The sequence below is a fragment of the Acinetobacter sp. ACZLY 512 genome, from assembly GCF_023614015.1.
Classification (GTDB): Bacteria; Pseudomonadota; Gammaproteobacteria; order Pseudomonadales; family Moraxellaceae; genus Acinetobacter; species Acinetobacter soli.
On record NZ_JAKIVI010000009.1, the window covers coordinates 39,945 to 55,173 of the forward strand.

At 44.2% G+C, this 15,229-nt stretch carries 14 protein-coding genes; 5 read left to right on the forward strand and 9 right to left on the reverse strand.

The features are described from left to right. Positions 1 to 132 precede the first annotated feature (132 nt). Positions 133 to 1,833 carry an NAD-dependent malic enzyme gene (locus tag L2096_RS10910; RefSeq protein WP_004941592.1) on the reverse strand — a complete coding sequence of 567 codons (1,701 nt, stop codon included), beginning with the start codon at positions 1,831 to 1,833 and terminating at the stop codon, positions 133 to 135. 320 nt (positions 1,834 to 2,153) lie between these two features. Between L2096_RS10910 and argS the strand changes: the two genes are divergently transcribed. Beyond that, positions 2,154 to 3,947 (forward strand): arginine--tRNA ligase, encoded by a 1,794-nt coding sequence (gene argS, locus L2096_RS10915; protein ID WP_111812311.1) that lies wholly within the window; start codon positions 2,154 to 2,156, stop codon positions 3,945 to 3,947. 120 nt (positions 3,948 to 4,067) lie between these two features. Then, the gene (locus L2096_RS10920) at positions 4,068 to 4,682 is read left to right on the forward strand and encodes an SPOR domain-containing protein (protein WP_004944264.1); all 615 of its coding nucleotides are present in this window, start codon (positions 4,068 to 4,070) and stop codon (positions 4,680 to 4,682) included. Positions 4,683 to 4,752: 70 nt separating this feature from the next. Here L2096_RS10920 and L2096_RS10925 read toward each other — a convergent pair whose 3' ends face one another. Further along, complete coding sequence (locus L2096_RS10925; RefSeq protein WP_250365399.1) at positions 4,753 to 5,655, reverse strand: DMT family transporter; 903 nt, start codon at positions 5,653 to 5,655, stop codon at positions 4,753 to 4,755. A gap of 178 nt (positions 5,656 to 5,833) precedes the next feature. Here L2096_RS10925 and L2096_RS10930 point away from each other — a divergent pair, with 178 nt between their 5' ends. Further along, the gene (locus L2096_RS10930) at positions 5,834 to 6,709 is read left to right on the forward strand and encodes an AraC family transcriptional regulator (protein ID WP_250365400.1); all 876 of its coding nucleotides are present in this window, start codon (positions 5,834 to 5,836) and stop codon (positions 6,707 to 6,709) included. Here the strand turns inward: L2096_RS10930 and L2096_RS10935 are convergent. Both L2096_RS10935 and L2096_RS10940 read right to left on the reverse strand, forming a co-directional pair. Continuing rightward, positions 6,706 to 7,347 (reverse strand): glutathione S-transferase, encoded by a 642-nt coding sequence (locus L2096_RS10935; RefSeq protein ID WP_250365401.1) that lies wholly within the window; start codon positions 7,345 to 7,347, stop codon positions 6,706 to 6,708. The genes L2096_RS10930 and L2096_RS10935 overlap by 4 nt on opposite strands. A 190-nt stretch (positions 7,348 to 7,537) precedes the next feature. Then, on the reverse strand, positions 7,538 to 8,485 hold the full coding sequence (locus tag L2096_RS10940; RefSeq protein ID WP_250365402.1) for a pirin family protein: 948 nt from the start codon (positions 8,483 to 8,485) through the stop codon (positions 7,538 to 7,540). Positions 8,486 to 8,837: 352 nt separating this feature from the next. On the opposite strand from L2096_RS10940, the gene L2096_RS10945 reads away from it, so the two are divergent. Continuing rightward, positions 8,838 to 10,451: a phosphoethanolamine transferase gene (locus tag L2096_RS10945; protein WP_250365403.1), complete on the forward strand. Its 1,614-nt coding sequence runs from the start codon at positions 8,838 to 8,840 to the stop codon at positions 10,449 to 10,451. 139 nt (positions 10,452 to 10,590) lie between these two features. On the opposite strand, the gene guaA is transcribed toward L2096_RS10945, so the two are convergent. From guaA to L2096_RS10960, 3 genes are all read right to left on the reverse strand, one after another. Next, positions 10,591 to 12,159, reverse strand: a complete 1,569-nt coding sequence (gene guaA / locus L2096_RS10950) for a glutamine-hydrolyzing GMP synthase (protein WP_004941614.1) — start codon at positions 12,157 to 12,159, stop codon at positions 10,591 to 10,593. Between the two features lie 128 nt (positions 12,160 to 12,287). Then, positions 12,288 to 12,632 (reverse strand): NirD/YgiW/YdeI family stress tolerance protein, encoded by a 345-nt coding sequence (locus L2096_RS10955; RefSeq protein ID WP_039910161.1) that lies wholly within the window; start codon positions 12,630 to 12,632, stop codon positions 12,288 to 12,290. Between the two features lie 133 nt (positions 12,633 to 12,765). Continuing rightward, the gene (locus tag L2096_RS10960; RefSeq protein ID WP_004941621.1) at positions 12,766 to 13,188 is read right to left on the reverse strand and encodes a DoxX family protein; all 423 of its coding nucleotides are present in this window, start codon (positions 13,186 to 13,188) and stop codon (positions 12,766 to 12,768) included. A 197-nt stretch (positions 13,189 to 13,385) separates the two neighbouring features. Between L2096_RS10960 and L2096_RS10965 the strand changes: the two genes are divergently transcribed. Then, positions 13,386 to 14,033 (forward strand): DedA family protein, encoded by a 648-nt coding sequence (locus L2096_RS10965; RefSeq protein WP_004941624.1) that lies wholly within the window; start codon positions 13,386 to 13,388, stop codon positions 14,031 to 14,033. 4 nt (positions 14,034 to 14,037) lie between these two features. Here the strand turns inward: L2096_RS10965 and L2096_RS10970 are convergent, their stop codons facing one another. Then, positions 14,038 to 14,628 carry a LysE family translocator gene (locus L2096_RS10970; protein ID WP_004941627.1) on the reverse strand — a complete coding sequence of 197 codons (591 nt, stop codon included), beginning with the start codon at positions 14,626 to 14,628 and terminating at the stop codon, positions 14,038 to 14,040. Positions 14,629 to 14,847: 219 nt separating this feature from the next. After that, positions 14,848 to 15,228: a hypothetical protein gene (locus L2096_RS10975; protein WP_004941629.1), complete on the reverse strand. Its 381-nt coding sequence runs from the start codon at positions 15,226 to 15,228 to the stop codon at positions 14,848 to 14,850. Position 15,229 lies beyond the last annotated feature (1 nt).

Genomic DNA, 15,229 nt, shown 5'->3' on the forward strand with positions numbered 1-15,229 from the left:
AGTTTTATTGATATCAATTGCAAGCCATTCTAAAAAATACAGACCGTTTCGTCTATAGTTATTCTATACGGCCCAATAAAAACCCCACATTCGACTTGGCAAATGTGGGGTTCAGGCTTGATCTATATTCGATTAGAACGGTACGCGTTTATAAGTACGGTATTCAGGCTTCCAAAATTCTTTTTCGATATTGGCAAGCAAGACCTCATCGGGGATATTCAGTGCAACACCGTCTTCAATTGCCGCTTGAGCAACCTTAAATGCAATACGCTTCGATACCGCCTGAATCTCTGAAATCGCAGGCAAAAGATCGGCGTTTGGATCATTTAACAACGGCGAACAATCGGCCAAGGCATTGCTGGATGCCATCAACATATTGTCAGTCACCCGTTTGGCGCCAGAAGCAATCACCCCCAGACCAATCCCTGGGAAGATATACGAGTTATTACACTGTGAAATATTGTAGAGCTTGCCTTGATAATTTACAGGTGCAAACGGACTGCCGGTTGCAATGAGGGCTTTGCCATCTGTCCACTGAATAATATCTGCTGGCACGGCTTCAACACGTGACGTCGGATTCGACAAAGGCATCACGATTGGGCGCTCTGAATTTTCATTTAGTGCACGGATCACTTCTTCAGTGAAAAGTCCCGGCTGCCCCGAAACACCAATTAACACCGTCGGTTTAGCATTTTGAACCACATCGAGGAGTGATATCACCTCTTCCACATTACCCCAAGCCGAGACAGTGTCCGCTTTTTGTGCCAGCTTGCGCTGGAAGTCGAGTAAGTTGGGTTGGTTTTCTGTGATTAAACCAAAACGATCCACCATAAAGACACGTGCACGAGCCTCATCATCGCTTAGACCTTCAGCCACCATTTGTGCCACAATCTGCTCGGCAATACCACAGCCTGCAGACCCAGCGCCCAAAAAGGCAATTTTCTGATCTTTCAGCTCTTTACCTGCCGCACGACTTGCTGCAATCAGGCTGCCGACTGAAACCGCAGCAGTGCCTTGAATATCGTCGTTGAAGCAGCAGAATTTATCTCGGTACTTGGTCAACAATGGCATTGCATTTTTTTGTGCAAAATCTTCAAACTGAATTAAAGCATCTGGCCAACGACGGCGAATAGCAGTCAGAATCTGATCCACAAACTCATAGTATTCATCGCCACTGATACGTGGTTGACGCCAGCCCATATAAATTGGGTCGTTTAGCAATTGTTGATTGTTGGTTCCCACATCAATGGTAATCGGCAACGTATAAGCAGGACTGATACCACCACATGCCGTATACAGCGACAGTTTTCCAATCGGAATCCCCATACCGCCAATACCTTGGTCACCTAGACCCAAAATTCGTTCGCCGTCAGTGATCACAATCACCTTCACATTGCGTTTATTGACGTTTTGCAAAATATCGTCGATATGCTCACGGTCTGGATAAGAAATGAAGACACCACGATGACGACGGTAAATATCCGAAAACTCCTGACACGCCTCGCCTACGGTTGGCGTATAGATAATTGGCATCATTTCTTCCAGATGATCGTTGATCAAACGGTAAAAAAGTGTCTCGTTGGTGTCTTGAATATTTCGTAAATAAATATGCTTGTTGATCGCGTCGTTAAATGTTTCATATTGTTGGTACGAGCGCTGGCTTTGTTCTTCGATAGTTTCGATCACATGAGGAACTAAACCGTGCAAATTAAAATGGCTACGCTCTTCCTGAGTAAAAGCCGATCCCTTATTGAGAAGTGGGAGTTCGAGGAGGGTATATCCTGCATAAGGAATATAGAGGGGGTGTTTATTCGTATTGGTTTCAGCTGTCATTGCCTATCTCGTGTTTAGGGACTATTGCCCTAAAGGTTACTCGTCTATTTATCTACTGCTATAGCTTAAGCTTTTTTTAGGCAAAACAGGTATTTCGAAAATTTATAATGATATCGTTTACATTCAGCGCTCAAATAAGATTTACTTCATAATCCAATTTTATTGTTTTTATTGCCTGAAAAATCCAAATTGATCGGTCTATGGCAAAGCGTCCACTTTGATTGTCGGGAAATACAAGAATCCGAACAAGACCCTCACCTAAATCAGTCAAAATTTGCTATATTGGGCGTTTTTCTGCGACACATTCCTTTTAGATCGATATGAATACCGCCATACAAGCCGCTTTGGATCATGCAGTGCAGTCTCTTCAACACGAAGGGATTCTTCCATCAGATTGGATCAACAACAGTATTTTGACGCGTACCAAAGACCGAAGTCACGGTGACTTTGCATCCAATATTGCAATGGTTGGCGCAAAGGCGGCAGGAATGAAACCACGTGATCTTGCAGAAAAGATCATGGCAGCATTGCCAGAAGTGGCGGACATCAGTAAAGCCGAAATCGCAGGCCCAGGATTTATTAATTTCTTTTTAAATGCTGATCAACGCTTTGCTGTGCTGGATCAAATTCAAGCGCAAGGGTCGAAGTTTGGTCAGACTCAAGTCAATGCCGCGAAAAAAGTACAAGTCGAGTTTGTATCGGCAAACCCAACCTCAAGCCTGCATGTGGGCCACGGCCGTGGTGCAGCCTACGGCATGACTGTTGCGAATTTGCTTGAAGCAACAGGTGCCCAAGTTGATCGTGAATATTACGTCAACGATGCGGGCCGTCAGATGGACATTTTGGCGACATCGACCTACTTACGTTATTTAGAATTACTTGGTCAATCTCTGGTTTTCCCTAAAAACGCCTATCAAGGCGACTACGTTAAAGAAATCGCGCAAAGCATTATCGATCAAGACGGCGATGCTTACGTGCACCCTGTTGCAGCGGTGTACCATGATGTGCCTGAAGATGTTCAGTTCGCAGCAGAACTCGATGCAGAGGGCAATAAAGTCGTTGTTTCTGGGGACAAAGAAAAACATATTGATGGCTTAATTGCCAATGCACAGCGCCTGACAGGTGAAGGCTATCGCGTGTTTCATCAAGCGGCACTCAAAGCCATCTTAGATGACATTAAAGATGACCTTGAAGAGTTCGGTGTGACCTTTAATCAATGGTTTAGTGAAGCATCACTGAATCAAAAAATTGATGAAGCGTTACAAACACTTGATCAACGCGGCTTTTTATACGAAAAAGACGGCAACATCTGGTTTAAATCGACTGAATTTGGCGACGAGAAAGATCGTGTTGTCAAACGTCGTAACGGTCAAACCACCTACTTTGCTTCAGACATTGCTTATCATCTCGATAAATTACAACGTGGCTATACCGATATTGTCGATATCTGGGGTTCAGATCACCACGGCTATATCGCACGTGTGAAAGCTGCAATTGATGCCATGGGCTTTGATTCATCTAAACTGACCGTATTGCTGGTGCAGTTTGTGAGCTTATGGCGTGGCGGTGAAATGGTACAGATGTCATCACGTTCTGGACAATTTGTGACCTTGCGTGAACTGCGTGAAGAAGTCGGTAACGATGCCGCACGCTTTTACTATGTAATGCGCAAATCGGAACAACACATCGACTTCGATTTGGATTTGGCCGTATCGCAAAGCAAAGACAATGCCGTATATTACATCCAGTATGCGCACGCCCGTATTTGCCGCATGTTGGAAAAAGCACACAGCAACCAGATCGCGTTTGACCGCACACAAGCTCGTCCATTGGCAGAGCGTTTAAACCTCGATGCCGAAACGGAAATTCTGGCCAAACTGGCTGCTTATCCAGACATTTTGGTACGTGCTGCAAATGCCTACGAACCGCATCAGATTGGCAACTATTTAAAAGAATTGGCAGCGCTGTTCCATGGCTGGTACAACGAGCACAAAGTCTTGAATGACGACGATCAAACGCTTACACAAGCACGTTTATTGCTTTCAGTAAACGTACAGCAAGTTTTACGCAACGGCTTAGAATTGCTGGGTGTATCTGCACCAGAGAGTATGTAAGTTCGTTGATTGAAAGCGATCTGAGACGCTGTATTACAAAGAAGCCAAACAATAGTGTTTTGGTTGTTTAGGCTTCTATGTTATTGGTTATGTGGTAGAAATTATAAAGAGGATGTCCACGTGTTTGGAAAAACGCAACGCGGTGTATCTGAACGACCGAACAAGCCCAAGAAACCGTTAGTGCCTCGCTGGTTAGGTATGGTGGTGGCGATCTTGGTGCTGATGTGCATTGCTGTCATGCTGATGCTGTGGAAGCCGTGGAAACCTGTTTCGACCAAAAATGAAGTTACTTCGACCCATTATCAAGAAGAAGACACCAATCACGATTATCGCTTCTATGATCTGTTGCCTCAACAGCAAATGACGCCGATTCCGGATCAGGCTGTTCCAGAGACCAAAGATCAAAATGCTGCGGTGATTGTAGAAGCACCGCGAGAAAGTGCGGCCAGTGCGCCAACTGCATCGGGTAGTACAGCAAATGTGACTGCGGCGCCTGCGCCACAGCCTGCCAGCTTTATTTTGCAGGTGCGTAGCTATGCAGATCCTGACAGTGCTGATGCTCGTCGTGCTGAAATTATTTTAAATGGACTGTCTGCGGATGTGGTCAAAACAGTCGAAAACGGAAAAACATGGTACCGTGTGATTTCAGGGCCATATGAAACACAAGAAGCAGCTTTAGGTGCTCAACAAACCTTGCAACACAGCGGCATCGACTCGATTGTCGTGAAACGCTAAGACTGAACATGCTTTACATCCAAAGAACGCTTTACGCGTTCTTTTTTTATCGCAATTTCACTTTCAAAGCTTAGGCCCGTTGATTGGATCGGATAAATGGCAATCCTTTGGGCTGGATAAACAGAATTAAATTACCAAGTAAAATCAGCATCACCCCGAATACTGCACTCCACGTCCACTGATAACCTTCAAAAAAAGTTGAAATGGTCAGTGCCACCAAGGGAAACAGCAAGGTGCTATATGCCGCAGGCCCTGCCCCGATCCGCCGGATCAGCATAAAATAAATTGAAAACCCCAGTACAGATCCAATCAGCGCAAGATACATCAAGGCAGACCAACCGACCACTGAACTCTCAGGTAAATATGATTGGCCGGTGAGCGCAATGATGACAGCCATCACGATGGCACCGTAGAGCATGGCATAGGTATTGGTGGTCAGGACATCACAGCCTTGTTTCTGATGACGCAAACTAATCATATTCCCCAAAGAAAAACCATAAGTCCCCAATACACACAGTAAAATTGCGCTCACGGTTTGCCAGTCGTTTTGCGTCGTTGCTAGGTCGTGCCAAAATAAAGCGATCATACCCAACAAACCACAGATAAACGCAGGCAGGAAATAGGCTGAAATTGGCTGACGGAAAAAGAAATAGCTATTGAGTGTGTTAAAAAGAACCGCAATAGAAAAAATAACGGATTCCAGACCGCTGCTGATGTAACGCACGGCGATGTAAAAGCAGATAAAATTTAAACTAAAAATACATAAGCCTTGTAACAAGCAGAACAGGTGATCATTGAGTTTCAGGCGAGTCAATCGTCTTGAAATCAGGAGCGCCACCATCAAGAGTGCACCCGCAATAAAAAACCGCCAAAATACCGCAACAACCGGCGCGATTTCAGCACTTTGCAAGGTAATTGCGATCCATGTCGTTCCAAAAATCAGCACCACCAAGGCATATAACACCGCGTTCATTACAATCTCTTTTTATCCAGTGTGCTCAACAGTATCCGCAGTGCTCATTTTGAACGCTTTCGCATATTTGCGGCCACTTGCCTAATCTTGCGTTTTTTTACGAGACAACTTTTATCAAATGATGAAAAAAAGGATAAAATCACAGCATTATTATTTTTAATTCGCTACCGCATTTGGCATGAACTATCAAACCCTGTCGCAGTTGCAACAGCATAAAACCAAGTTACTCGATAGCCTGCAACTGGGCTCGGGTATGCAGTTGGCTGCTTGGCAAAACCAGCATGACCGGGTAAGTGTATGCAGTGATCACCATACCTTGAGTTTATATATCAAGGGCGGCTATGAAAGTTATAAAAAGACCCCACAGGGATGGCGTAATGGTGGTGGGCCAGATCGCTTTTGTTTAATGCCTGAGGGACAAGCCTCGACGTGGGACATTCGTGATCATCTGCGTTTTGTGCATCTGTACTATACCGATCAACATTTAAAGCATGTCGCAGCACAAATTTGGGACAAAGAACCCGCGCACATCGAATTGGCAGAACAAAGTTTTGTCGAGGATGTCCAAATCAGTAGCTTATATCGGCATTTTTTGCTCAATTGTGATTGGCAAGATCGCAGCAATCATTTACAGCTTAGCCATAGCGCCAGCTTACTGCTGATCTCTCTATTACAGCGTTATAGCAACGTAGAATGGCAATTACCGCGAGTGAGCGGTGGGCTGGCGCCGTTTATGCTTCATCGGCTAAAAGCGTGGATAGACGAGCACCTTGCAGAAGCCATGACCTTGGCAGACATGGCAGCACAGACCGAACTGAGCGAATATCACTTTGCCCACATGTTTAAGCAGTCGACAGGCGTCTCACCGCATCAATATGTATTACAACAACGCTTGCAACGCGCGCATGACTTGGCGCTTCACTCAACCCAACCGCTTACCAACATTGCCCTGCAATGTGGTTTTAGTTCTGCCAGCCATTTTAGTACACGTTTCAAACAGTACTATGGCTATCGCCCTTCCGAATTACGGCTTGGGCGAGCCATCCCCGATTAATAATCCCCTTTCTCTTTGGCACGCTGATAAGCCGGGCGCGTTTCAATTCGCTTCAAAAATGCCCGAATATTTGGAAACTGCCCAGTTGTTCGGGTTAGCAACGCATTCAGCGGAAAGCTCATTTGAATATCGGCAAAGCTAAATTCTCCAGCAAAGTAATCGTGTTTAGATAAATACTGCTCGATAAAGGCAATATGATCTTTTAACCGTGGGCCAATAAATCCGGCTTTAACGCCATCGGTAATTTTATTGGCGACCGGTCGAATAAAAAATGGAACATTTTTACCCACATTATTCATCACCAGTTGAAACACCAGCAACGGCATCAGTGAACCTTCGGCATAGTGCATCCAGTAGAGATATTGAAATGCATCGTCATCTTGTTGTGGTTTAAAACGTTGTGCCGTATCAAATTTGGTTTGCAAGTACTCCAGAATTACAGCCGATTCTGCAATGGTACGTCCGGCATCTTCTAAAATAGGCGCTTTGCCAAGCGGATGTACGCGTTTGAGCTCAGGTGGTGCTGCAAAACTTGGCAGTCGTTTGTAAAGCTTGATCTGATATTGCTGCTGGAGCTCTTCAAGTGCCCATACAATACGAAATGAGCGTGATTTTTCTAGATGGTGAATCGTCAGCATGAGATTTTCTTTTAGTCCTGATGTGTCTGATCTGTACTCTCAGTTATAGCATTAAGCCCATGACAATGGCATGGACTTAACTGTAAAGTCATTTCATTGAAACATCATGATGGAATGATGATTCTCATCTCAACACTGCGCTGCAAGGTTTTAATCACTAATCTATTAACTGCACTTCGGGCAATACAACTTATTTGGATGCTCTCATCTGATCTGGAAAGGCAGGCGCTTCTAGTCGCGGACCATCATAATCTGGAATTTCACCAAAACGTGAGTCGTGATTGATCCATTGGTCACGGGCTTCACGTAATTCCTCGGTGGTACGTCCAACCAGATTCCACCACAATAAAATCGGTGTTTTAAATGGCTCTCCCCCGATCAGTAACACCCGATGACCTTGTGACAATTCAATCTCAATTTCGCTAGCACCAGATTCGAGGACCAGCAGATTGTCTTGAGTGAGTTCGTGGCCATTGATCCATGCATGACCATCCAATGCCAAAAAACCATATTCGAATGTTGGATTCAGTGAAATACGTGTTTTGGTGTCTGCCTGTGCAGTCATGTCGACGCCTACCAGAGGTGTATGCACAGCCACAGGTGACTGTTTCTCCAGAAACTCGCCCACCAGTACCGTAAACTTGATCTGATCTTGTTCTGTGTGCGGCAGATTCGGATAATGATCAAATTGTGGCGCCATATTGCGTTTTTCATCAGGCAAGGCAATCCATAGCTGAGCCGCATGCATTTTGGTCTCATGCTCTGGTGCTACCTCGGTATGCGAAATACCGTGCCCGGCTGTCATTAAATTAACCTGATACGGACGGATTAACTGTTTCGTTCCCAGACTATCGGTATGCATAATGGTGCCTTCGATCATCCAGGTAAAGGTTTGCAGGCCAATATGCGGGTGTGGCCCCACATCCAAGCCATCGCCTTGCGGAAAATGTACAGGCCCTGCATGATCTAAAAAGCACCATGCACCTATCATGCGTTTGTGACGGCTGGGTAAGGCACGTTTGATGACCGTGCCTTGACCGATTTCTGCACGACGAATGGGAAATTCCTGAATTGATTGAGGGGCGGATGATTCGCATTGTTGTGAATCAGAGATGTCCGTGTCATGGTTGGTGGTCATAGTTTTTTATCCTTTATGATCTTTAATCATATTTTTTCTTTTCATCGGTGCTGAAAAATGAGAAGTATCTTTGAGCATAGCCTGTCTGGTCCATCGGGTCTTTGGTGGTTAAGTAACTATTTGAGGGCTTGGCTTGAATCACAAATATCGATTCTTTCAAGCCATTTTTAGCTCATCTCTTGACGTACTCTCGCCTCTCATTTTTCTATCAGTTTCTTCTTCTATCTCGACATAAAGCGCATAAAAATAAATTCATTCTTTGCTATTTTTCAATTAAATTGAAGAGCCAAAATTTTTAATTAGATTTTCTAATTGATCCACTCTGTACTTTTTTATTGAAGCGTCAAGCCTTATGACTCGTCGAAATGTGTTGGTTTTACTTTGGGTGCTTCTTCCTGCGTTGCTTACAGCATGCATTTTATCCATTGCTGGAAATCCTTCCGATGGTATTCGCCTCGGCTTACTCTCACTTCCAGGAGCATGGCTGATTTATCGTGCGATATCACGCACTCGGTTGGGTTGGAAAGTGGCAGCTATTTGTTGGTGGCTGGTTTTTCTCGGCGATGCCAGTTTGCGTTCATTGAGCTGGTTTGTGTATCAAAGTGATACCGATGCTTATTTTATTGTGCAAGCGATTGCCAACACCACAGCGCAAGAAGCGCTTGAATTTCTTCAATTGCATGCTCAAACGCTACTCTTGGCGAGTTTGGCATTTAGTATCGGTTTTATCAGTTATTTCTGGATCTGTTTTAAACCTACTTTCCGCAACTTATCAGCGCATGTGTTTCAGGTTCGACTCAATCGTTATTTGTGTTCATTTTTAGGTGTATTGGCGCTAGCCAGTTATCTGATCGAGCCATCGCGTGCCCAGCATCCGATGCTCTATTGGACAGACTATTATTCTAAAATTCAAAATTTTAAGCAGCAGATCGAGACTCATCAGCAGATACACGATGTATGGCTGGAAACTGCCAAACATAAGTTGGTGCTCGATAACCAGCAGCCTCAGTCGCAAACGCATACCCTATTGATCACCGATAGTGTCACTAGCAAAAATTTTGGTGTGTGTGGTTATCCGCGTAATACCACGCCAGAGCTAGAAAAATATAGCAGCTCTTTTAAAATTTTCTGTCAGGCCTTTTCACCAGCGGCATCCACTATTGGCGCACTGAAAATGAAACTGACCGAGGCTCGTCACGTCGAGCAAAGCCAGTATGCCACCGAAAGTGTGCTGGCTTATGCCAAGACTGCAGGCTTTAAGGTGTACTGGATCAGTAATCAAAATGACAGCTATATTTCCTCGCTTTTTGGTTCTTTTGTTGATGAGCAAATTTATACCAATCATCGCTCAGGACGTAGCAGTCATTCTTTTGATGAAAAGATTTTGCCAGTGTACCAAGAAATCTTAACGCGTCCAGAACCCAAAAAACTGATTATTGTGCACATGCTCGGTGCACATCCAAATTATCAGCTCCGCTATCCGCAGCAGTTTGATCGCTTTTCATCAGAAAGTACCGACGCTGTGGAATCACAGCTAGAACAAAATGATATTGGGATGCTGGTTCAACAGCAGCGCAATTATTACGACAACAGTATTTTATATCAGGACTGGTTGATTGGTCGTTTCTTCCAGACCTTACAAAAAAATGATCACGCACAGCGGCGCTCATTTGTTTTTGTATCCGATCATGGCAACGAAGTGGGTCATGAGATCGATTTTGCTGGCCATAGTCCAAATACGCAAGCAGGCTATCAAGTGCCTTTAGTTGTTTGGCACAATGGAATAAAAGACACGGGCGTCAATTTAAACTCACCCATCAATACTGCCGATGTGGATCAAATGATGATGGAGCTAATGGGCTTACATGAGCGCAATCCACACACGCATGATTCATTGCTCAGCCATAATTATTTATTTCATCCCTCTTCGAACTGGCCCTACTGGAAAGCGACAGCGTCGTCTTAAAATTACCACCGACTTAAAAGAAAAAAGAGCGCCAATTGGCGCTCTTTTTTTTAAACTTTAAGGGATTTCAACTTCACTACCACAAGCAAAGCTCTTGTCGTAAATTTGGCAAAATGCGATGCATTTTGAAAGCCCAAATTTACTCCCATTCAATGGTTGCAGGGGGTTTAGACGACACGTCGTAGACAACACGTGAAACGTCTTTAATTTCATTCATGATACGCGTTGAGATCTTATCGACCAATTCGTATGGCAGGTGTGCAAAACGCGCGGTCATGAAATCGACTGTTTCTACAGCACGTAACGCAATCACCCATGCATAACGACGACCGTCTCCGACCACGCCCACAGATTTTACAGGTTGGAACACAGCAAATGCTTGTGCTGTTTTATCGTACCAACCGCTGGCACGTAATTCCTGCATAAAGATGTCATCGGCAAGGCGAAGAATATCGGCATATTCTTTTTTCACTTCACCCAAAATACGCACACCCAAACCAGGACCTGGGAATGGATGACGATAAATCATGCTATGTGGCAAGCCCAATGTGGTGCCCAGTTTACGCACTTCATCTTTAAACAAGTCGCGTAATGGCTCAACCAAATCAAACGCCAAGTCTTCTGGTAAACCGCCCACATTATGGTGCGATTTAATCACATGCGCTTTACCTTGTTTGCTGGCGGCAGATTCAATCACATCAGGATAAATTGTGCCTTGCGCCAAGAATTTCACACCGTCAAGTTTACGTGCTTCTTCTGCAAACACTTCAATAAACTCACGGCCAATAATTTTACGTTTTTTCTCTGGATCAACTTCACCAGCCAACGCAGTCAAGAAACGCTCTTCAGCATCGGCACGGATCACACGGATGCCCATGTTGTCTGCAAACATTTGCATAACTTGATCGCCTTCGTTTAAACGAAGTAAACCGTTGTCGACAAATACGCAGGTCAGTTGATCGCCAATTGCCTTGTGCAGCAATGCTGCCACCACAGATGAATCGACACCACCAGATAAACCGAGCAATACTTTTTCATCACCAATTTGCTGACGCAGTTGCTCTACACGCAAATCGATAATGTGTTCAGGTGTCCAGAGGCCGCCACATCCACAAATTTTGTGAACAAAGTTAGACAATAATTCTGCACCTTTAGCGGTATGTGTCACTTCCGGATGGAACTGCACGCCATAAAAACGGCGCGTTTCATCAGACGCAGCCGCAAACGGACAGCTTGGTGTACTTGCAGTAGTCACGAAACCTTCTGGTAAACGACCGACTTTGTCGCCATGGCTCATCCAGACATGCAGCTGGTTCTCACGATCTTGTAAATTACCGATCAGTGGATCACGGTGCTGGATATCCACTTCGGCATAACCAAATTCATGCACAGTACCCGGTACTACTTGACCGCCCAGTTGCTCTGACATGGTTTGGAAACCATAACAAATCCCCAATACCGGTACACCAAGCTCAAAAACAACTTGAGGCGCACGTGGACTACCTTCCACATGTACACTTTCAGGTCCACCCGACAAGATAATGCCGTTCGGATTAAATGCACGAATGTCTTCTTCAGACATATCAAAAGCATACATTTCAGAATATACGCCGGCTTCACGTACACGACGCGCAATCAGCTGGCTGTATTGAGAACCGAAATCCAAAATTAAGATACGATCATCAGTAATGTGAGTATTGGTTGTCATGATTACACAACTATGCAAGGCAACGAGAGAAGCGCAGTATTCTAACATTTTTCACTGTACCGCGCACGCTCTTTCCTTCAACAATCAAACTCGCTAAAAGAGTCGATGAAATACAAGGATTTACTTAATTAATGTGCGTGCGTATAACGCTCGATTTGAATCACCTCAATATCGGTCGGTTTATAGCGATGTGTATCGACTTCACCCACCACACGAACATGATCACCGACCTTCAAATTGGCCTGTCGCCATAGATCATCGTCAATCTCCACACCAATGCGACCGGTCGCATCTTGAAACTGATAATGATCGCCTTTGAGGTGCTGGGTAATCTGTCCAATCAGAGTAATGCCTGTTTCGTCTTTAAGCTGAGCGATTTGTTGCACATTCACTTTATTTTTAGCCGCTTCTTGAATAATCACATGATCATCCTTACCCGCAAAGGCCATCGATGAGGCCGCTAAACCGACCATAAGCGACAATAACGTCGTTGTTTTTTTCACAGATCATCTCCTTTTATTATTCAACTCGTTGTGATCTAAACAGAATTTCACGAGATTGTCGGGTAGAGATTTGTAAGAGGCAAATCAAGTCGCTTGATCAATGTTACTTTTCAATTGCGGTATCGATACTAAACTTGCCTGCGCCATGTAGCATCAAGAAAAATAACCCACCTGCCATCGCAAAGTTTTTCATAAAGTTAATGGCTTGTGCACTATCGGCGCCTTCATGAAAAATAAATGCCGTGATGATGCTAAAAATTCCTAGACCAAACGCTGCAAAGCGGGCCTGAAATCCAAACAGCAACGCCAGACCACCACCAAGCTCTACCAGAATCGTTAGAGGTAATAATGCTCCCGGCACTCCCATAGACTCCATATAGCCTACTGTTGCAGTATAAGCAGTCAGTTTGCCCCAACCCGCTACGATAAAAATATAAGCCATCAATACGCGGGCCACCAAGCTGACCACACCATTTACACCGTGATGAGCGACTGCATTTTTAACGATAACATTTGGATTAAACATCAGATATACCTCATTATTTGAACATGTTTTGGAATACTGAGATTCTAAGTAGAATTATTTTTGCAATAAACATTATTAAAAATACAAATTGTTCTATTTTGAGAACAATAAATCTCTTTCAGATTGTTACTTTATCGTACTGACTTTCCGGTACAGCACTGTTAGGATTTGGATACAATTTTGCACTTTGATGCCCCATGGAACTCTTCGATTTTATTTTACATGTTGATGACCACCTCCTTGAATTCATTCGAAATTATGGAGTCTGGATCTATGCCATCTTGTTTCTGATTATTTTTGTAGAAACTGGTTTGGTGGTCATGCCGTTTTTACCAGGTGACAGTTTATTATTTGCAGCCGGTGCGCTGGCTGCCTCAACCGGTGCCATGGATCCTTGGCTACTGGGTTTGCTGTTATTTATTGCAGCGGTGCTGGGTGATACGTTGAATTATCACATCGGACGCTTTATCGGACCGCGTGTGTTTGAAATGAACTCTCGTTTTATCAACAAGTCACATTTGGTCAAAACCCATGCTTTTTTTGAGCGTCATGGCGGTAAAACCATTATTTTTGCACGCTTTATTCCGTTTGCTCGTACCTTTGCGCCGTTTGTAGCAGGCGCAGGCAGTATGAATTACAAATTTTTCCTAAGTTATAACGTCGTGGGTGCCTTTTTATGGATTGGCTCGTTTATTACGCTTGGGTATTTGTTTGGCAATATGCCTGTGGTCAAAGACAATTTCACGCATTTGATTTTTGGCATTATTATTTTAAGTATTTTGCCTGGCGTGATCGGGTTTGTACGCCAAAAATATCTAAATAGACGCCAAACCTTGCAAAAATAAACGCTTAAAAGAATCTAAAAATCACCGGAAGCATACAGACCACCAACAGCAAGGCAGAACCTTTATACAAATGTTCTGCCCGCACACCACGAACATTTCCTGCCAGCAAAGCACGCCCAAAACACATCCAAAAGAACGCAACAGGCAACAAAATCAGGCTAAACAATATAAAGACATGCACGGTATTGTAGAGCGACTCCCAAGTTTCGGGCGGGAAAATACCCGCAGCAAACAGTAAGGCTTTCGGATTTTTTAAACTGGCAAAAAAGATCTGACGTGGTTTAATCGAGATGTGTTGCTGACTATGACGCTCAAGATGTGAACTTTTCCATAAATTAAATGCCAGCCAAATGACATACATGGCACTAATGGTATGCAAAATCGGAATCAAAGCAGGCCAGATGGGTTCACCCAAGTGAATAAAAATGGCCCAGAGGCTAATGCCATAAATGTATCCCAGCCACTCTGCTGGCACCGCATAAGCTGTTTTTACAATACCTTGCTGGTGGGCAGCACTGGCCAGCAGGGCGTTGGTTGGCCCTGGAATCAGCAGTACCGCGATCATCGCGATGACAAAAAACCAACTCTCAATCATGCAGTATCCATAATGATGAAGAAGCAGCACACCTTATAGGAAAGTCATTTCATCTGACAAGTTTTATACACTGACCGCACAGAAAAATCGACACAAAAACAGCAGTACTATTTTATAAGATTTTAATTTTTATAAACAATTTTAATAATATTTTGAAAAACTTAATTTTCGGTTTTACACTAAACTTGTGCGTAAAACCGAAGGCTTACGATAAAATCCTTATCGTTTGCCGGTCATAATCGGGCAATTTTTAAACTGTGCAGCTTGAGCAATCGCCTGCTGCTGGCCCAAAACACGAGATAATTCCGTGTTTTTGGTTTCAGATGACTGACCAAGATTAACCGAAACCGACGGTCCAAAGCCCCAACCGCCACGTCCCCAACCACCACCGAGCCCTAAGCCAACACCGACACCTGTACGTTTGGGTGTTTGTACGCCGCTGTTAATATACGTCTGAATCCGATTGTATTCACTTTGCAATTGCGAGCAATTAAGTGATTGATACTGCGTAGGTGAAACGTAGGTGGGTTTTACAGTGGTTGCACATGCACCGAGCAGTAAACTAGCGGCCACTAAAGGCACAACATTTAAACCTTTCATA